Here is an 18,773-nt window from a genome sequence, read left to right on the forward strand (position 1 = left end):
TTCATCATTGCCATTGTAGCATGTGGGATGAAAACAGAAAATTCGAGACCCGAAAATATTGCTTGTGGTTAGGGAGGAAAAGGACTACAATAGCGAATGGAATTTGTATACTGGAGGAATCAGAAGTGCCCAAACGCGTCTGGCTGTTAATTATCGGGATGCTCGTCAATGTGACAGGGAGTTCATTTTTATGGCCATTAAATACGATTTATATGCACGAACATTTAGGTGTATCCCTGTCGGTTGCCGGACTTGTATTGATGGCGAACGCCGGCGCTGCCATTATCGGTAATTTGCTTGGCGGAACGCTGTTTGACCGCATCGGCGGTTATAAGTCCATTATGACCGGTATTGTCATTACACTTGCAGCGCTCACCGGATTGACTATCTGGCACACGTTTATGCCGTATGTTACTTTTTTGATTATTATGGGATTCAGCAGCGGTATCGTATTTCCAAGCATGTATGCCATGATCGGCACTGTATGGCCGGAAGGCGGAAGAAGAGGTTTCAATGCGATTTATCTGGCGCAGAATGTCGGTGTCGCCATCGGCCCGGCACTGGCGGGCTTTCTCGCTGCAGTCAGCTTTGACTATATTTTCATGGCTAATCTCGGAATGTATATCCTCTTTTTCTTTATTGCGCTGATTGGGTTCAGATCAATGAGCAGCGATGCGGCGGCACATACTTCTCTATTGAATGAAAGCAAAAAAATCCGCAATTTCAAACCGTTTTATGCGCTGCTCATTCTGCTGGCCGGTTACTTGCTTTGCTGGGTCGGTTATGTACAGTGGCAAACAACGATCTCGACATATACGCAGGAAATCGGAATTTCCCTGAATCAATATAGCTTGTTATGGTCGCTAAACGGTGCGCTAATCGTCGCCGGACAGCCGTTTATCAAACCGCTCGTCAAACGGATGGAGCATAACATTAAAGCGCAGCTTGTGACCGGGATCGTCATCATGATGTCCTCGTTTCTCGTGGTCGGGTTTGCTGAGCAGTTCTCGATGTTCGTCGTGGCAATGGCGATTTTGACAATCGGGGAAATGTTCGTCTGGCCGGCTGTACCTGCCGTTGCGAGCCAGCTGGCACCGAAAGGCCGGGAAGGCTTCTACCAAGGGATCGTGAACTCCACGGCAACGGTCGGGCGCATGTTCGGTCCGCTGTTTGGCGGACTGATGGTTGACTTGTACAGCATGCAGGCGCTGTTTATTGTCATTACATTCCTGCTCGTGTTCAGCATATTAACCACATTGGCGTATGATCGTCCGCTCAAAGAAAAAATCGGTGCAACTAAAATCGCATAACAATAAGAAACGCCCGGAGGCCAAGTGCCTGCCGGGCGTTGCGTTTTTTTCAGAAGTCTGATTATAATAAATACAGAAAGCGCTTGCATAAATTGGTTATCAATCAAAGGAGGTTTGTCATGAAACCGGTCTATTCTTCAGCAAAAGAAGCAGTGGAACAAATATCGGACGGTGCCACATTGATGGTCGGGGGCTTCGGGCTTGTCGGAATTCCAGAGCAGCTGATTCTGGCCCTGGCCGACAAAGGCGTTAAGGATCTGATTGTGATTTCGAATAATTGTGGTGTGGATGAGTGGGGACTCGGCCTGCTGCTGCAGAACAAACAAATCAAAAAAATGATCGGCTCGTATGTTGGCGAAAATAAAGAATTCGAACGCCAAGTACTGTCCGGTGAAATCGAAGTGGAATTGACACCGCAAGGGACGCTTGCCGAAAAAATGCGGGCAGGCGGTGCCGGCATTCCGGCATTTTACACACCGGCCGGCGTCGGCACGCCGGTTGCAGAAGGCAAGGAGATCCGGGAATTCGATGGAAAAGAATACGTCCTTGAAGAATCCCTCCGGGCGGATTTCGCACTTATCCGTGCAGCGAAAGCAGACAGAATGGGCAATCTCATCTATAACAAAACAGCGCAGAACTTCAATCCGCTTGCGGCAGCGGCGGGACACATTACGATTGCTGAAGTGGAGGAGATTATAGAAACAGGATCAATTGACCCGGCTCACGTACATACGCCCGGCATCTATGTGCAGGGCCTGCTGCAAGCTGAACAGGAAAAACGGATTGAACGGCTGACGACACGCGAAAGCTGAGGGAAGGGAAGGTGACGGAGATGGATAAAAAACAATTACGGACACGAATCGCACGCCGTGCTGAACAGGAAATCCAGGATGGCAATTACGTGAATCTCGGCATCGGCATGCCGACACTCGTGGCAAACCATATTTCGGCTAATAAAACCGTCGTGCTGCAATCGGAGAACGGTCTTCTCGGCATCGGGCCTTATCCGGCAGAAGATGAAGTGGATCCGGATCTCATTAACGCGGGGAAGGAAACGGTGACTGCCATTCCGGGAGCCGCTTTCTTTACGAGTGCTGAATCGTTCGCGATGATCCGCGGCGGCCATATTGATGTGGCGATTCTCGGCGGCATGGAAGTATCCGAAACCGGTGACCTTGCCAATTGGATGATTCCAGGTAAGATGATCAAAGGCATGGGTGGTGCAATGGATCTTGTGCATGGCGCCAAGAAAGTGATCGTTATCATGGAACACGTCTCCAAGGACGGTTCACCGAAAATCAAGCAGCAATGTGAATTGCCGCTGACAGGTAAAGGCGTCGTGGATAAAATCATTACAGAACGGGCCGTTATTGAAGTGGCGGATACGGGGCTCGTGCTGAAAGAGGTATTTGAAGGGTTTACTGTCGATGAAGTTGTGCAATCCACAGGAGCAGCACTGAATACAGACGGTGTCCAGGAGAACGTCAAGCTTTCCTGAGCGCTTGCTAAATGCTATAAGCTTCGCTACAATAAAGTGAAATCAATTCGGACTGAGAAACGGAACAGTACATCGCAATTCATGTCTGACAGAGAGCCGGCGGTTGGTGCGAGCCGGTGGATGATGCGGTCGAACTCGCCATGGAGTCCGTGTATGTGAAATTTGAAGTAGCGTACACCGTTTTCCGCGTTAAGGAGTCAAGTTGGGCGCTGCTGCGTCAATTTGGGTGGTACCGCGGAAAGACTTCCGTCCCTTATACACGAGGGACGGGAGTTTTTAGTTTGAGGAGGAATGGACATGTCGTTCGAGCACAAAAAGATTGAAAAGAAGTGGCAGAAGTTCTGGGAAGAGAACAAAACGTTCAAAATGGAGAATGATCCTGAAAAGCCGAAGTTTTATGCGCTGGATATGTTCCCGTATCCGTCGGGGGCAGGTCTCCATGTCGGGCATCCAGAAGGTTATACGGCGACGGATATCATCAGCCGCTATAAACGCATGCAGAATTTTAACGTGCTGCATCCGATGGGCTGGGATGCATTCGGCTTGCCGGCGGAGCAGTATGCACTCGATACCGGAAACGATCCGGAGGAATTTACCGCGAAAAACATCGCGACATTTAAGCGGCAGATTAAAGAACTTGGATTTTCTTATGACTGGGACCGGGAAATCAACACGACGGACCCGTCTTATTATAAATGGACACAATGGATCTTCATCCAATTGTATAAAAAAGGCCTCGCTTATGTAGATGAAGTGGCTGTGAACTGGTGTCCGGCCCTCGGAACGGTTCTGGCGAACGAAGAAGTAATCGACGGGAAGTCGGAACGCGGCGGCCATCCGGTTGAACGCCGGCCGATGCGCCAGTGGGTGCTGCGGATTACGGAATATGCCGATCGTCTTTTGGAAGACCTGGATGATCTGGACTGGCCGGAAAGCCTGAAGGACATGCAGCGCAATTGGATCGGAAAATCGGAAGGAGCGGAAATCACGTTCCCGTTCGCAGATTCCGATAAATCCTTCCGTGCATTTACAACGCGTCCGGATACAATTTTTGGTGCGACGTATGCTGTATTGGCACCGGAACATAAGCTGGTTTCAGAAATCACGACAGACGGGCAGCGGGAAGCTGTCGAGGCGTATATTAAAGAAGTGAACACGAAAAGTGATCTGGAGCGGACGGATCTTGCCAAAACGAAAACCGGTGTCTTCACAGGTGCCTATGCGATCAACCCGGTAAGCGGCGAGAAGATGCCGGTATGGATTGCCGATTATGTTCTTGCAACTTACGGAACAGGCGCAATTATGGCAGTTCCAGGGCATGACGAGCGGGATTACGAATTCGCGAAGCAGTTCGATCTGCCGATCAAGGAAGTCGTCTCAGGTGGCAATATGGATGTGGAAGCCTATGCAGGTGACGGGGAACTGATCAATTCAGGATTCCTGAACGGACTGAACAAACAGCAGGCAATCGATAAAGCGATCGACTGGCTTGAAGAGCATGGTGCGGGCGAACGCAAGATCACGTACCGGCTGCGCGATTGGCTGTTCAGCCGTCAGCGCTATTGGGGTGAGCCGATTCCGATCATCCATTGGGAAGACGGCACAATGACGCCTGTTGACGAGTCGGAATTGCCGCTGAGATTGCCGAAGACAAAAGATATTAAACCGAGCGGAACAGGCGAGTCCCCGCTGGCGAATATCGAAGACTGGGTGAATGTGACGGACCCCAAGACCGGCATGAAAGGGCGTCGCGAGACGAATACGATGCCGCAATGGGCCGGCAGCTGCTGGTATTACTTGCGCTATATCGATCCGGATAATGATGAAGTGCTTGCAGATCCGGAACTCTTGAAGCGCTGGCTGCCGGTTGATATTTACATCGGCGGGGCAGAACACGCCGTACTTCATTTACTGTACGCGCGGTTCTGGCATAAAGTGTTGTATGATATCGGCGTCGTTCAGACGAAAGAGCCATTCCAGCAATTATTCAACCAAGGCATGATCTTAGGTGAGAACAACGAGAAGATGTCGAAGTCGAAAGGCAACGTCGTGAACCCGGATGAAGTGGTGGAAAGTCATGGTGCCGACACACTCCGCCTATATGAAATGTTCATGGGGCCACTTGAGGCCTCGATCGCCTGGTCGACGAATGGGCTCGACGGCGCGCGCCGTTTCCTTGATCGCGTCTGGCGCCTGTTTACGGATGAAGGTGAATTGAGTGCGAAGATTAAAGATGAAAATGATGGCCAGCTTGAAAGGGTGTATCATCAGTCGGTGAAAAAAGTCGGCGATGATTTTGAAGGGCTGCGGTTCAATACAGCGATTTCACAGCTCATGGTCTTCGTGAACGAGGCGAATAAAGTCGATGTGCTGCCGAGGGAATATGCGGAAGGCTTCGTGAAGTTGCTGTCGCCGATCGCGCCGCACTTGGCAGAGGAATTGTGGTCCATGCTCGGTCATGAAGATACGATTACGTATGCACAGTGGCCGGCGTTTGATCAGTCGAAGCTGACGGAAGATGAAGTTGAAATTGTCGTGCAGCTGAACGGGAAAATTAAGACGAAACTCATGGTCGCGAAGACGAGCACGAAAGAAGACCTCGAGCAGGCAGCGCTTGCCGATGAAGCGGTCGAGAAAGCAATGGCCGGCAAGCAAGTGCGGAAGGTCATTGCGGTTCCTGGAAAGCTTGTCAATATTGTAGTGGGATAAATAGAAAACGAGGACCTGGCGGAGAGCCGGTCCTCGTTTTTATTCGAGAAGAAGCGAGACTGATATTTGTGAAATTCCAAAAATGCTTATGAGGTCATTACTCATATTTTCAGAAGTACAAAGAATACTTACAAAGGGGGTACCCAATTTGATATGATGACCATTCTTTACGGTGAATCTAACCCATGTGAGTTTACAGCTGATTAACCGGAGCAGTTTCAGGCAAACGCTTTCGCGGGCACGACTTCAGTCGCTTCCTTCGTATCCGCTCAGTCCAGGGTCTTCAGTTCGCGCTGATCCCGCAGGAGTCGCTGCCTGCCTGCTATGGAAAATCAGGGATATTCCTGTTTCAAAAGACAACCAGTAGATCATACGTTCACTTGTCTCAGGTTATTTGTAGCATCCCATGAGACACCTGTAAGAGGGCGATCAGCAGCCTGATATGTTTAGGAAGAGCTTGCACAGGAGTACTTGCTTTTTTGGCTTTCTCTCCCTGTCTTTTTCTGGCAGCGCTTGCATGAATAAAAGGGTTAGCTTTTCCGAACAAGACTGGTCATATCTGCAGTGTCCTCCAAAAAAAGAGAGCGTCACGAAAACATTAGACGCCTGCGGGAATAGCGGGACAGGCGAGACCCTGGAGGCTGCAGAACAGCCGAAGCGGCTCGCGTACCGCCCGCGGCAAGCGAGTGTTTTCGCAGCGAAGGGGACAGATAGAGAATTTGTGGCTAACATTAATAATTGAAATAGACCCAAAAGCACATCGAGATAAACTATGACAATTTTGTACTTTTGTCTAAAGTAACGCTAAATCAAAAAGATAAGTATTCGAGAACCGGATCTCTTATCTGTAAAGAGAAACCTCCCAACTTAATAAAGCTTCTAGGCTTTAACCTGTACAGCATACGCACCAGCACTTTGGCCAGCGACGTTGCCGGTGACGAGTGCACTTGTAATATTATAGCCGCCGGTATAGCCGTGGATATCCAGGATTTCGCCGCAGAAGTACAGGCCTTGTTTTTTCTTCGAGGCCATTGTCTTCGGCTCGATTTCTTTTATGGACACGCCGCCTCCTGTGACAAATGCTTTTTCAATCGGCTGTGTGCCATTGACGTTCAGGGAGAACCCGGTGAGGCCGGCTGCGAGCATGCGGACTTTATCCGATGCGAGTTCCGCGCCGGTATCTATAGGGTCAATGCCTGCCTGACCCATCAGGAACAGCAGCCAGCGTTCCGGCGCAATGCCTTTCCAGACGTTTTTGACCGCTTTTTTCGGCTCGTCTTTCATCTGTTTATTCAGCAGTTGAAACGCGGATTCCGCATGATGTTCCGGCAATGTATTGATCCGGATTTCAACGGGCTGGCCGCCATTTTTTTTCATTTCCTTCACGACGTACTGGCTGCATCGTAGCACAGCCGGTCCACTCAGGCCGAAGTGGGTGAACAGCATATCCATCTGATGGGTGACGAGCGGTTTGCCTTTTTTATTCAACACGGAGACAGCTGCATCGCGGAGAGCAAGACCCTGCAGTTCCCGGTTCTTGATGAACGGTTCACTGGAGAGAAGCGGCACTTCCGTCGGATACAGGTCCGTCACGGTATGCCCCGCTTTTTCCGCCCACGGATAACCGTCGCCTTCTGAACCGGTTTGCGGGACGGCTTTTCCGCCGACAGCAATAATCACGGCACGGGCGGTATATTCGTCACCGCTTTCCAGCCGGATTCCTTGGACTGTTTCTTCGTCCATCAGCACTTTCTTCACTTTTGATTTTAATAAAATATCGACACCGAGCCGCTTCAATTCGCCGACTAAGGCATCCGCGACATCCTGTGCACGGTCCGATACCGGGAACATGCGGCCATGGTCTTCTTCTTTCAGCCGGACACCGAGCCCTTCAAAAAAGGCGATGATGTCTTCGTTATTGAAAACGGAAAACGGACTGTACAGGAACTTTCCATTTCCGGGAATATTTTTCACGATTTCTTCCAAAGGCAGCCGATTCGTTACATTGCAGCGTCCGCCGCCGGAGATGGTCAATTTCTTGCCGAGCTTGGAACCTTTTTCCACAAGCATTACCTTGCTTCCGGCGCGTGCAGCCGCTGCGGAAGCCATCAGACCGGACGGACCGCCGCCGATGACGATCACATCATACATCAGTCAATCACTCTTTCTGTTTTTATTTTCATTATACACGACATGGTGACAGCCGTTGATTGATTTGCAGAACAGGTGTAAACTAGCGGGTAGATTGTTTTTAAATCAACAGAACAGGAAGTGGGTCATGTCAACATTAATGAAAGGAACGGCGATCCTGACTATTGGGCTCTTTTTGTCCAAAGTGTTGGGCGTTTTGTATGTTATCCCGTTCTATGCATTGGTCGGTGCAGAAAATATCGCGCTTTATATGTATGCATACATACCATATAACCTCATGCTGTCAATCGCCATTGCCGGCGCACCGCTGGCGTTTTCAAAATTCGTATCGAAATATAACGCGCTTGGAGACTATGAAACAGGGAGGAAACTGCTGAAGTCAGGTCTTATGGCGATGCTGGCAACCGGGTTTGCGGCGTTTCTGATTCTGTTTTCCCTTGCTGGTCCGTTGGCGTCGATTATTATTGCAGACAATGAACAGATTTTCACAGTTGATGATGTGCGGAATGTGATCCGCTGGGTCTCGTTTGCATTGATCGCTGTTCCCTTCATGAGTCTGTTGCGCGGCTTTTTTCAAGGTTATAATTTTATGACACCGACTGCCGTGTCACAGCTCATTGAACAGATTGTGCGCATCTTGTTCCTTTTGGGAAGTGCGTTTGTTATTATTTATCTCCTCGGCGGAAGTGCTGAAACAGCCATTCAGGCAGCGGTTTTCTCAGCGTTTATCGGTGCACTCGGCGGTCTTGTTGTCCTGTATTACTACTGGCGGAAAAAGAAACCGGAGTATAATGAATTGCTGGAAGAATCGGGACGGCCGCATAATATCGGCATGAAAGACATGTATAAGGAAATTGCAGTCTACGCATTGCCGATTATTTTTTTGGGCAGTGCGAATCCGCTGTTTCAGTTTGCGGATCTTTTAACCTTCAATGAAGCGATGTCGGAATCGGTCTATGCCGATGTGTCTGATGTCATGCTGGGCATTTTGAATTTTAACGCCCATAAACTTGTGCTGATTCCGGTGATGCTGGCGACCGGGTTTTCGATGGCACTCATTCCGCTCATCACCAAGTACTTCACAACAGACCAGCCGCGCCTGATGACGCGCACATTGGATCAGACATTCCAGATTCTGATGTTTCTGACGCTGCCGGCAGTGGCTGGTATGATGATTTTGTCTGATGAATTGTATATGGTGTTTTATGAAGAGAGCGAATTTGGTTCAGCGATCTTGGCATCTTATTTGCCGGCGGCTGTTCTGTTCAGTCTGTTCCCTGTGACGGCGGCCATATTGCAGGGAATTGACCGCCAAAAATGGATTGTGATTAATCTCGGCACCGGACTCCTGCTGAAGCTGCTTTTGAATATTCCGTTCGTCCGGCTTTGGGAAGTGGATGGCGCTATCTCAGCCACGATGGTAGGCTACAGTGCCGCTATTGTGATGAACATGGCTGTGATTTATTCCGTCTTGAATTATAAATCAAAGATCGTTCTCAGAAGGGTGCTGCTGATCGGGATTCTGACAGCTGCAATGGCTGCAGCAGCGGCACTGGCACTAATAGGTGTGGATCTCATCATCCCGCTCGATTCGAAACTTCAAGCCATCCTCCGAATCATGATCGTCGGCCTGGCAGGAGGAGCTGTTTATGCGTTTCTCGGATTGCAGACCGGGCTTGCACAGCGATTATTTGGTGACCGTCTGACGAAACTGACTCGCAAATTCGGATTTTAGGAGGGCATTATGCGGATTGACAAGTTTCTGGCCAATATGGGGTTTGGTTCCCGCAAAGAAGTGAAGCCGCTGCTGAAGTCCGGTGCGGTCCAGGTCAATGGATCAGTTCTTAAAGACCCGAAAAGCCATGTTGATCCGGAAAGTGACCAAATTACAGTGAATGGAGAACCTGTCCGGTATGTTGAATTCATCTATGTGCTGATGAATAAGCCGCCGGGCGTGGTTTCCGCGACTGAAGACAACCGTGACCGGACTGTCGTCGATCTGCTCGGTCCGGAAGAACGCAATTTTAAGCCGTTTCCGGTGGGCAGGCTTGATAAAGACACGGAAGGGCTGCTGCTGCTGACGAATGATGGCCAGCTGGCCCACGAGCTATTGTCTCCAAAAAAACATGTGGACAAAACCTATTTTGCCCGCATTGATGGAGAAGTGACAGCAGGAGATGGAGAGGCATTCAGCGAAGGCGTCATGCTGGAGGATGGTTATGTGACAAAGCCGGCGATTCTCCGTATCCTGAAGAGCGACAGCATATCGGAAGTGGAACTGACCATAACAGAAGGGAAGTTCCATCAAGTGAAACGAATGTTCAGAAGCCGCGGCAAGGAAGTGATTTACCTGAAGCGGCTGTCTATGGGGACGCTGGCACTCGACCCGGCACTTGGGATAGGGAAATTCCGGCATTTGACAGAAGATGAGCTGCAGCGCCTGAAGCAGACAGAATGATTGCACCGGCCGCTGATGGATTCTGCTTTCTGCCATAAAAAAATAGAGGGTCAGCTGGCAGGTCTCCGATTCATGGCGAATCGGGGACCTGTTTTTTATTGTTTCCGCAAATGTTGTAGACGGGCCGAAACAGCCATGCTGCAAGAGATACGCGGTGTAAACAGATGTCAGACTTACTTTTGCTAGAATGTTCTCTTTAACAGAAAATCCTCGGGTACTCTAAAACTATTGCTATACTGTAGACAGCTTAATAAGGGGTACAAGAGCAAAGGGGATTTATACAAATGGAGATCCGAAAACCGGAAGTATCAGAACTGGAAACTATTTTACATCTTACTCCGCAAGCGATGTCAGAAGGCACTTTAGGGGAAGTGCAACCGACGGGTGAGGAAACAGAGCAGCTCGTTGCACTTATTCTGGATAAGGGCGGCTTTTATTTTGCGGCAGCAGAGGATGGGATAAAAGGATGGATTCTTCTCGGAACAAGTAAAGACCGGCTCACCGGTCAGCGAGTCGGTTTCATCTATGAGCTTTTTGTCCTTGAAGCATTCAGAGGTCAAGGGATCGGGGAAGAATTGATGGCAGCCGGCATCTCCCATTTCAAAGGGGAGGGGTTGACGAAAGTGCGGCTGAGCGTAAAAGCCGGCAACACTGCGATCAGGCTATACGAGAAGATGGGCTTTCTCCCAAATACCGTGACAATGAAAATGGATCTGTAATTCTCCTTACTGAGGACCGGTATGCAGTTCACGCCTTATTGCACAGTAACCAATCGAAAACGATCACCGGTTCATTTGCCAGCCGGTGATCGATCGTTTTACGTTTGCATGCTGCCCTAGAAACGGAACCTATTTATTCAATCTTGGGCATCTTTCCATGCTATCGTTTTCAGTTTTAAGATGTCATTTTCACTTTCTTTTTCGTCGTTGTCCATTTGCCACGAGCCGGGCTGGTTACCAGTTCGTTAAAGGCGAGCACATTCAGGTCACGCTGAATTGTGCGGGGAGTGATGCCGAACTCATCCACTAAATCCTGTGTCGTAACGGTCCCGTTTTCGAGAATATAGCGATACATGTCTTTAATACGAATGAGCATTCGGTCAGTCGGTGATTGCATAAGCGTAAATCACTCCTTCATCTTTTTTCCTGAGGCAATGACTAGCGGACGGTAAATGAGTAAGGTGCGAAACCGGGTAAGTTCTGCCTTTAGACATCTCCTTTTGTTTAATTAATCGTTCAGACCTATTGTCTGACAACTTTATTATAAATCAATGATTGTGACTTTTCTATCATTTAGGCAAAATTAACTGAACATTTACAATGACTTTGCTGAATTTTGCAGGAATGGTCTTTAAATTTTAGGGAAAACGTGTAGAATAACGTTATCAATAAGGGGAGTGACGCATGGACTGGCAGAAAGAGGCAGAGAAAAGAAAAGATCACATGATCAGTGAATTGAAAGAGCTATTGTCGATTCCGAGCGTACTGGCAGATCCTGCAGAAGATGCTCCATTCGGAAAAGACGTGAAACAGGCTCTTGACTGGTTTTTAGAGAAGGGCCGGTCAAACGGCTATCACACGAAAAATACAGGCAATAAGGCGGGGCATCTTGAAACGGGCGAAGGCGATGAGCTAGTAGGTATTCTCGGCCATGTCGATATAGTGCCGGCCGGTACCGGATGGACGAAGCCGCCCTTTGCAGGGACTGAAGAAGATGGCCGGCTGTATGGCCGCGGGGCAATTGATGATAAAGGGCCAACGATAGCAGCCTGGACAGCGTTACAGATGGTGAAGGAATCAGGAGCTGAGTTTGATAAGCGGGTCCGGCTGATTATTGGAACAGATGAAGAAAGCGGATTCCGCTGCATGGACCGGTATTTCGAAACGGAAGAAATGCCGGGGACCGGATTTGCGCCGGATGCGGATTTTCCAATCATCAATGCGGAAAAAGGCATTGCAGGTCTTGTGTTTTCCCAATTGCGGCTGAAACGGCCGGATAGGCTGATTTCATTCCGTTCAGGTGAGCGGACGAATATGGTGCCGGATGAAGCGGTCGCTGTACTGAAAGGGACTGCAGATGAATTCCGAGAGTCATTCGGGCATTTCTGCGAAGCGGAAGGGATAACAGGGGAAGTGGCGGAAACGGATGATATCGTGACGTTGACCGCCCACGGAAAGTCGGCACACGCCATGGAACCGGATGACGGTAAAAATGCCGGCCTCATTCTCGCAGCTTATTTGAATGGGAAACTGACGGATGATGGGCAGCGCTTTGTCGGATTCCTGACTGACTCCTTTTATGGGGATTCAAGAGGCCGTGCCCTTGGCTTCAATTACACCGATGAAGCATCCGGAGATGTTACACTCAATCCCGGTGTAATCCGCTATCAGCGCGGGAGTATCGGTACAGTTGAAGTGAGTTTCCGCTATTCGGTGACGTTCCCGTTCGATCAGCGGATCCACAGTTTTGTGCCGGCTGAGTTTGCGCTGGATATTAAATCGAATTCCCTGCCGCATCATGTAGATGAAAATGACCCGTTTATCCGCACGCTTCAGCGTGTATATGAAAAGCAAACGGGAAAAACCGCCGAGCTCCTTGCAATCGGCGGAGGCACATACGCCCGTGTGCTTGATAAAGGTGTCGCGTTCGGTATGCTTTTCCCGGGGGAAGCGGATGTAGCCCATCAGCCGGATGAATTTGTTGATATTGAGAACCTGGTGAAAGCAACAGCAATCTATGCAGAAGCGATTTATGAGCTGGCCTGCAAAAAATGATGAAAGAAGGCAATGCGGATGAATTGGATTTTATTGGACGATCAGCTGGTTAAAGAGGAACAAGTGAATATTTCAAAAGAAGACAGAGGCTACCAGTTTGGCGATGGCGTTTATGAAGTGATTCGGATTTATGAAGGTGATCTGTTCACCGGACAAGAACATATCGATCGGTTCTACGAGAGTGCACAAAAAATCCGCCTTGTCATTCCATATACAAAAGATGTTCTGCAAAAAATGGTCCATGAACTTGTGGAAGCCAATGAAGTCATAAACGGGTATGTTTATATGCAGATCACCCGCGGAGCTTCACCGCGTCAGCATCAATTCCCGGAACAGGGTCAACCGGTGCTGACAGGCTATACAAAACTGATGGAACGCCCAATTGAGCTTATGCGCAACGGCGTCCATGCAAAATTCGTCGAAGATGTCCGCTGGCTGCGCTGTGACATCAAGAGTCTGAATTTACTCGGCAATGTGCTGGCAAAACAAGAAGCGATGGAAAATGACTGTTATGAGGCTGTGCTGCACCGGGGGGAGACGGTTACGGAAGGATCTTCCTCGAATGTCTACGGCATTAAAGATGGTGTAATCTACACACATCCTGCGGATAATCATATTTTAAACGGGATTACCCGCCGGGAAATCATTGCGGTATGCGCTGAACTCGGGATTCCATTTGAGGAAAAAGCATTTACCAAAGAGGCCGCACATACAATGGATGAGTTGTTCATTTCTTCAACGACGGCTGAAGTGCTGCCGGTGACCGTGTTGGATGCTCAGCCTATTGGAGACGGCACTCCCGGTGAAACAACCCGGAGACTTCAGCAAGCATTTGAACGGAGACTGGGATTGAAAGAATCGGCACTCGCGTGAAATGGTCGCCGGCTCCCGTAGAGGAGCCGGTTTTTTACATACTGCAGGAATTGGAATTGTTTGAATTTGTTATGACAGAGACACAAATGATAAACTGAGAGCGGGTGATTTTTATGTCCAGTCATTATTTTATCGGGATCCGGCTGCCGGAAGAGACGGCAGCCAGTCTGGCGCTGCAGCGGGACAGCTGGCGGCTTCGATCACATAAGCAGCTTCCGCCGGCCGAAGATCTGCATATTACGCTTGTTTATATCGGCGCGGATCCGAACGATGAATTACCGGATGTGCTGCAGGCACTGGAAGCGGTCGATATGGCTGCTTTCGAAGTGACCGTCAGCGGAGCCGGTACCTTCGGCAACCCGGCAACTCCGCGTGTCATTTATGCAGATGTGCAGGAAAATCCGCATCTTCGGGAACTTCAGCGACAAGTGGAAGCGGCGCTCGAACCGTTCAGCCTGCGGCCAGATAAACGTCCTTTTGTGCCGCATATCACGCTCGCGAAAAAATGGAAAGGCAACGACCCGCTTACAGAACCGCTTACGATTGGGATCGAGCGATTCACTGTCAGCGAATTTTCGCTCTTTCAGGTTCATTTAGACAAGAGACCCCGGTATGAAGCGGTCCGGACTTACGAATTAAGTGAAAACGCATCAAAATGAAAGTAAAAGTGAGGAAAGCTGTATGAGATTACGCAATAAACCAAGGGCCGGTGCTGTCATCGGTGACCATCCGAATATCGTGATTCCGGAGCCGGAGAACCATAAAGGCAAATGGAATGAGGTATTCGGCAATCAGCATCCGATCCACATCGAAGTCGGTATGGGGAAAGGCCAGTTTGTACTTGGCATGGCAAAGGCCAATCCGGACATCAATTACATCGGCATCGAATTATACGACAGCGTTTTGCTATCTGCACTCGAGCGGATTTTGGACGAGGAGGAGGAAGTGCCGAATCTGCGGCTGCTTAATGTGAATGCGCAGGATATGAGTGATTTCTTCGGCAAAGGCGATATCAGCCGAGTGTACTTGAACTTCTCAGATCCATGGCCGAAGAACCGGCATGCCAAACGCCGATTGACCCATGAAAATTTTCTTGACTTGTACGAGCAGATTCTGCCGGAAGAAGCGGAGATTCACTTCAAGACGGATAATCGCGGCCTGTTTGAATATTCACTTGTCAGCATGTCACAATACGGCCTGATTCTGCAGGATGTGTCACTCGATCTGCATGCAAATGAGCCGGAGGGCAACGTCATGACAGAATATGAAGAAAAGTTCTCGAAGAAAGGCCAGCCGATTTACCGGCTGGAGGCGAAATATCCGAAGCGTTCATCATAAGGGGGAATGGGTATGGAGAAGTTCGATTTTCACGGAATGACATTGACATGGCTGAATGGCGGCGATACGTTCATGGACGGGGGTGCCATGTTCGGTGTTGTGCCAAAACCGCTGTGGTCCCGGAAATATCCGGTGAATGATAAAAACCAGATTGAATTGCGCTGTGATCCGATTCTGATCCAGAAAGACGGACGGAATATTCTGGTCGAATCAGGAGCGGGCACCGGGAAGCTGAATGACAAACAGCTTCGGAATTACGGAGTGACGGATCAGTCCAAGCTCGAGGACAGCCTGGCTGAGTTGAATTTAACACCTGAAGACATCGATGTTATCCTTATGACGCATATGCATTTTGATCATGCAGGCGGCCTGACAAAAAAAGTCGGGGACAGCTTCGTTTCAGCATTTCCGAATGCGGAAATCCATGTTTCCCGGACGGAATGGGATGAAATGCGCCAGCCGAATATCCGCTCCCGCAACACATACTGGAAGGAAAACTGGGAGCCGATTCAGGATCAGGTGATCCCGTTTGAAGAAACATTTGATCTGGATGAAGCGATTTCCCTGATCCATACCGGTGGTCATTCCAACGGCCATTCCGTTATGAAAATCAAGGCCGGAGGAGAAACAATTCTCCATATGGCGGATCTGATGCCGACGCATGCCCACCAGAATCCGCTGTGGGTATTGGCATATGATGATTATCCGATGACATCGGTGTTCGCTAAAGAAGAACTTCTGCAAGAAGGTCTCGAAGGCGGCTATTATTTCAGCTTCTACCACGATGGCTTTTACCGTATCGTCAAATGGACAGCGGATGGCAAAGAAATTGTGGAATCGGTGAAAAGGAAAGAACTTAAATTATAAGCTATGTTAAATATCGCTGTTGATTTTCAGCACATCGCTTTCCCGTAGGCGTTTCCGCTTTTTGCTCCATATTTTTTGTAGTAAAAAATCAACACTGTTCTTTAACAGATCCAAATTATGAAGTGATTCAGGACTGTATCTGCATTATGATTTCGACTGGTCATTGCTTCATGAAAAAGGCGCTGCCTGGAGTTACTCCAGGCAGCGCCTTTTCATAATGTGTGACTATACTTTTTTTACATTCAGCACCGCGCCGGTATAGGCATCCGCCAGAAACTCGAATTGTTCCAACTCACCATCGGAATGACGAGTGATACCGCCCCGGTAGACATCTGTTTCTACAGCATATTGCTTATACGGTTCCGGATTCATGACAATCCATGAACCGTCAATCGGCCCTTCAGCTTTAAATGCATTTTTTACATCTTTCAGCACGCGTTCTGCAGCATATTTCGCATCCTGCCGGCTGTAGATTTCTTTAACCAGCAAACCGGCTGCAGCGCCGGCTGCTGTTCCCAAAAAAATATCACTTGTCTTCATCAGGTGTCCCTCCCGCTTTTTATTGGTGATAATTGTAACACACCGGGGGAGTTCAGCGAAACTTTCTTTCGGGTGCCGCAATAAGATGATGGAAATGTTCTGAAAAAGCGGCTACACTAGAAGATGGAAACGTACATAGGAGGTTAAAGCATGAATACTGAAACGCTGGATTTATTTAAAACGTTAACTGAACTTCCCGGAGCACCGGGAAACGAGCATGCCGTGCGGACATTCATGAAAATGCACCTTTCAAAATATGCAGATGAAGTCATCCAGGATAATTTGGGCAGTGTCTTCGGGGTGAAAACGGGGCAGGAAGACGGACCGCGCATCATGGTCGCGGGCCATATGGATGAAGTGGGCTTTATCGTGAAGTCGATTACAGACAATGGCATGATCCGCTTTCAGCCGGCAGGCGGCTGGTGGAGTCAAGTTATGCTGGCACAGCGGGTGGAAGTCGTCACGAACAGCGGTAAAATCCAAGGGGTTATCGGATCGATTCCGCCTCATCTTCTGAGTGATGAAGTCCGCAATAAACCGATGGATATTAAAAATATGCTGATTGATATCGGTGCCGACGACAAGGAACAAGCGGAATCGTTCGGCATACGTCCGGGCCAGCAAATCGTACCTGTTTGTTCCTTCACACCGATGGCAAACCCGAAGAAAATCATGGCAAAAGCATGGGATAACCGCTATGGCTGCGGGCTCGCCATCGAATTGCTGAAAGAATTGCAGGGTGAGACATTGCCGAATAAATTGTTCTCAGGGGCGACCGTCATGGAAGAGGTCGGATTGCGCGGGGCTCAGACTGCAGCGAATTTGATCGATCCGGATCTGTTCTTCGCACTTGACGCCAGCCCGGCAAATGATGCTTCCGGTGATAAAAATGAATTCGGCCAGCTTGGCGAAGGTGCGCTTCTGCGCATTCTCGACCGCAGCATGGTCACACACCGGGGAATGCGGGAATTTATCCTTGATATGGCGGAGACAAACAATATTCCATATCAGTACTTCGTATCCGCCGGCGGAACGGATGCCGGACGGGTCCATCTGTCAAATGATGGGGTGCCGAGTTCGGTGATCGGAATTTGTTCCCGCTATATCCATACGGCTGCATCGGTTATCCACACGGACGATTATGCCGCAGCAAAAGAGCTGCTTGTGAAATTGGTAAAAGCGGCAGACCGCACAACAGTTGAAACAATCCGTCAGAACGGCTGAATAAAAGAGCCGTTCTGGCTCTTTTTTGAATAGGGGGAAACCAAGTGAAAGTTGTTGTTGCATCAAAAAACCCGGCCAAAATCAACGCTGCTGCAGCAGTCCTGCAAAATCTTTCGACTTCCATTCAACTTTCGGGCGTCGAAACGCCATCCGGTGTATCTGAACAGCCCCGCTCTGATGAAGAGACACTTTCGGGTGCGGTGAACCGGGCTGAAACTGCATTGAGGCAAACCGGAGCCGATCTGGCAATCGGGCTCGAGGGCGGCGTACAGGAACAAGGCGGCGTGCTGTACTTATGCAATTGGGGGGCACTTGCTTCGCATGACGGCCCGGTAATAACAGCAGGAGGTGCAAGGATTCCGCTTCCTGAAGAGATTGCCAGGAGAGTGCAGGCCGGCGAGGAACTGGGGCCGGTCATGGACAATTATGCCAATGAAGCGGGCATCCGCAGACATAAAGGTGCTGTCGGTGTCCTGACAGCCGGACTCGTGAACAGGGAAAGTATGTTCGAACATGTCGTCCGTCTGCTGATCGGTCAGTATCAATTTCGCAGCGAGGCAGTTGCAACTCGCGTCAATGAGCATTAAAATAGTTTCATGCAGCATAGCATAAAGTGATTTTGCCTAACCCAAACTGATTAACAGGAGTCAAATCTTATGAGAGAATTAAAATCGATTGAAGAGTTTAATACGATAAAAGCGGAAGGCCCGGCCGTCGTGCTGTTTACAGCAGGCTGGTGTCCGGATTGCCGTGTGATTGAACCGGTTCTTCCGGAGATTGAAGCGGCGTATCCGCAATACGAGTTTGCCGAAGCGGATCGGGACCGGTTTATTGATTTATGTGGAGATCTGGGGATTTTCGGCATACCAAGCTTCATCGCATTTAAAGATGGGGTGGAACTCGGGCGATTTGTCAGTAAGGACCGAAAAACACGAGAAGAAATTGAAGCGTTTCTGGACAGTCTGCAATAAGTAGTGAACGGTTCGGCTGAGGAGGCTGAACCGTTTATTTTTGAACAAGGAGGGCGAAAG

The 18,773-nt window shown here is 49.3% G+C and carries 18 protein-coding genes and 1 other annotated feature; of the genes, 15 read left to right on the forward strand and 3 right to left on the reverse strand.

Features of this window, described 5'->3' with window-relative positions; all coding sequences use genetic code 11:
- The first annotated feature begins 125 nt into the window (after positions 1-125).
- The 4 genes from B0X71_RS06450 to leuS all read left to right on the forward strand — a co-directional run bounded on the left by B0X71_RS06450 (position 126) and on the right by leuS (position 5,517).
- Entirely contained in the window at positions 126-1,310 is a 1,185-nt protein-coding gene (locus B0X71_RS06450) for an MDR family MFS transporter (protein WP_077588638.1), read from the forward strand.
- 119 nt (positions 1,311-1,429) lie between these two features.
- A complete protein-coding gene (locus B0X71_RS06455) occupies positions 1,430-2,122 on the forward strand; it encodes a CoA transferase subunit A (protein WP_077588639.1) in 693 nt (230 codons plus the stop codon).
- A 20-nt stretch (positions 2,123-2,142) separates the two neighbouring features.
- Positions 2,143-2,808, forward strand: coding sequence for a 3-oxoacid CoA-transferase subunit B (locus B0X71_RS06460; protein ID WP_077588640.1), 666 nt, complete (start codon positions 2,143-2,145; stop codon positions 2,806-2,808).
- Between the two features lie 45 nt (positions 2,809-2,853).
- Positions 2,854-3,065 (forward strand) — a binding site (T-box leader).
- Between the two features lie 40 nt (positions 3,066-3,105).
- Positions 3,106-5,517: a leucine--tRNA ligase gene (leuS, locus tag B0X71_RS06465; protein ID WP_077588641.1), complete on the forward strand. Its 2,412-nt coding sequence runs from the start codon at positions 3,106-3,108 to the stop codon at positions 5,515-5,517.
- An 879-nt stretch (positions 5,518-6,396) separates the two neighbouring features.
- On the opposite strand, the gene B0X71_RS06475 is transcribed toward leuS, so the two are convergent.
- The gene (locus B0X71_RS06475) at positions 6,397-7,668 is read right to left on the reverse strand and encodes a BaiN/RdsA family NAD(P)/FAD-dependent oxidoreductase (protein WP_077588643.1); all 1,272 of its coding nucleotides are present in this window, start codon (positions 7,666-7,668) and stop codon (positions 6,397-6,399) included.
- A gap of 127 nt (positions 7,669-7,795) precedes the next feature.
- Between B0X71_RS06475 and B0X71_RS06480 the strand changes: the two genes are divergently transcribed.
- From B0X71_RS06480 to B0X71_RS06490, 3 genes are all read left to right on the forward strand, one after another.
- Positions 7,796-9,403, forward strand: a complete 1,608-nt coding sequence (locus B0X71_RS06480) for a putative polysaccharide biosynthesis protein (protein WP_077588644.1) — start codon at positions 7,796-7,798, stop codon at positions 9,401-9,403.
- Between the two features lie 9 nt (positions 9,404-9,412).
- Entirely contained in the window at positions 9,413-10,126 is a 714-nt protein-coding gene (locus B0X71_RS06485) for a pseudouridine synthase (RefSeq protein ID WP_077588645.1), read from the forward strand.
- A 284-nt stretch (positions 10,127-10,410) separates the two neighbouring features.
- Positions 10,411-10,845: a GNAT family N-acetyltransferase gene (locus tag B0X71_RS06490; protein ID WP_077588646.1), complete on the forward strand. Its 435-nt coding sequence runs from the start codon at positions 10,411-10,413 to the stop codon at positions 10,843-10,845.
- Between the two features lie 175 nt (positions 10,846-11,020).
- Here the strand turns inward: B0X71_RS06490 and B0X71_RS06495 are convergent, their stop codons facing one another.
- Positions 11,021-11,242: a DeoR family transcriptional regulator gene (locus B0X71_RS06495; protein WP_077588647.1), complete on the reverse strand. Its 222-nt coding sequence runs from the start codon at positions 11,240-11,242 to the stop codon at positions 11,021-11,023.
- A gap of 287 nt (positions 11,243-11,529) precedes the next feature.
- On the opposite strand from B0X71_RS06495, the gene pepV reads away from it, so the two are divergent.
- The 5 genes from pepV to B0X71_RS06520 all read left to right on the forward strand — a co-directional run bounded on the left by pepV (position 11,530) and on the right by B0X71_RS06520 (position 15,978).
- Entirely contained in the window at positions 11,530-12,900 is a 1,371-nt protein-coding gene (gene pepV, locus B0X71_RS06500) for a dipeptidase PepV (RefSeq protein ID WP_077588648.1), read from the forward strand.
- An 18-nt stretch (positions 12,901-12,918) separates the two neighbouring features.
- On the forward strand, positions 12,919-13,773 hold the full coding sequence (dat, locus tag B0X71_RS06505) for a D-amino-acid transaminase (RefSeq protein WP_077588649.1): 855 nt from the start codon (positions 12,919-12,921) through the stop codon (positions 13,771-13,773).
- A 113-nt stretch (positions 13,774-13,886) separates the two neighbouring features.
- Positions 13,887-14,432: an RNA 2',3'-cyclic phosphodiesterase gene (thpR, locus tag B0X71_RS06510; RefSeq protein WP_077588650.1), complete on the forward strand. Its 546-nt coding sequence runs from the start codon at positions 13,887-13,889 to the stop codon at positions 14,430-14,432.
- A 22-nt stretch (positions 14,433-14,454) separates the two neighbouring features.
- Positions 14,455-15,111, forward strand: coding sequence for a tRNA (guanosine(46)-N7)-methyltransferase TrmB (trmB, locus tag B0X71_RS06515; RefSeq protein ID WP_077588651.1), 657 nt, complete (start codon positions 14,455-14,457; stop codon positions 15,109-15,111).
- Between the two features lie 12 nt (positions 15,112-15,123).
- Positions 15,124-15,978 (forward strand): YtnP family quorum-quenching lactonase, encoded by an 855-nt coding sequence (locus tag B0X71_RS06520; protein ID WP_077588652.1) that lies wholly within the window; start codon positions 15,124-15,126, stop codon positions 15,976-15,978.
- A 225-nt stretch (positions 15,979-16,203) separates the two neighbouring features.
- Here B0X71_RS06520 and B0X71_RS06525 read toward each other — a convergent pair whose 3' ends face one another.
- The gene (locus tag B0X71_RS06525) at positions 16,204-16,518 is read right to left on the reverse strand and encodes a PepSY domain-containing protein (RefSeq protein ID WP_077588653.1); all 315 of its coding nucleotides are present in this window, start codon (positions 16,516-16,518) and stop codon (positions 16,204-16,206) included.
- A gap of 150 nt (positions 16,519-16,668) precedes the next feature.
- Between B0X71_RS06525 and B0X71_RS06530 the strand changes: the two genes are divergently transcribed.
- The 3 genes from B0X71_RS06530 to B0X71_RS06540 all read left to right on the forward strand — a co-directional run bounded on the left by B0X71_RS06530 (position 16,669) and on the right by B0X71_RS06540 (position 18,713).
- Positions 16,669-17,742: a M42 family metallopeptidase gene (locus B0X71_RS06530; protein ID WP_077588654.1), complete on the forward strand. Its 1,074-nt coding sequence runs from the start codon at positions 16,669-16,671 to the stop codon at positions 17,740-17,742.
- 44 nt (positions 17,743-17,786) lie between these two features.
- Positions 17,787-18,329: a DUF84 family protein gene (locus B0X71_RS06535; RefSeq protein WP_077588655.1), complete on the forward strand. Its 543-nt coding sequence runs from the start codon at positions 17,787-17,789 to the stop codon at positions 18,327-18,329.
- A gap of 69 nt (positions 18,330-18,398) precedes the next feature.
- Positions 18,399-18,713: a thioredoxin family protein gene (locus B0X71_RS06540; protein WP_077588656.1), complete on the forward strand. Its 315-nt coding sequence runs from the start codon at positions 18,399-18,401 to the stop codon at positions 18,711-18,713.
- The last annotated feature ends 60 nt before the right edge of the window (positions 18,714-18,773 follow it).

The organism is Planococcus lenghuensis, from assembly GCF_001999905.1.
GTDB classification, from domain to species: Bacteria; Bacillota; Bacilli; order Bacillales_A; family Planococcaceae; genus Indiicoccus; species Indiicoccus lenghuensis.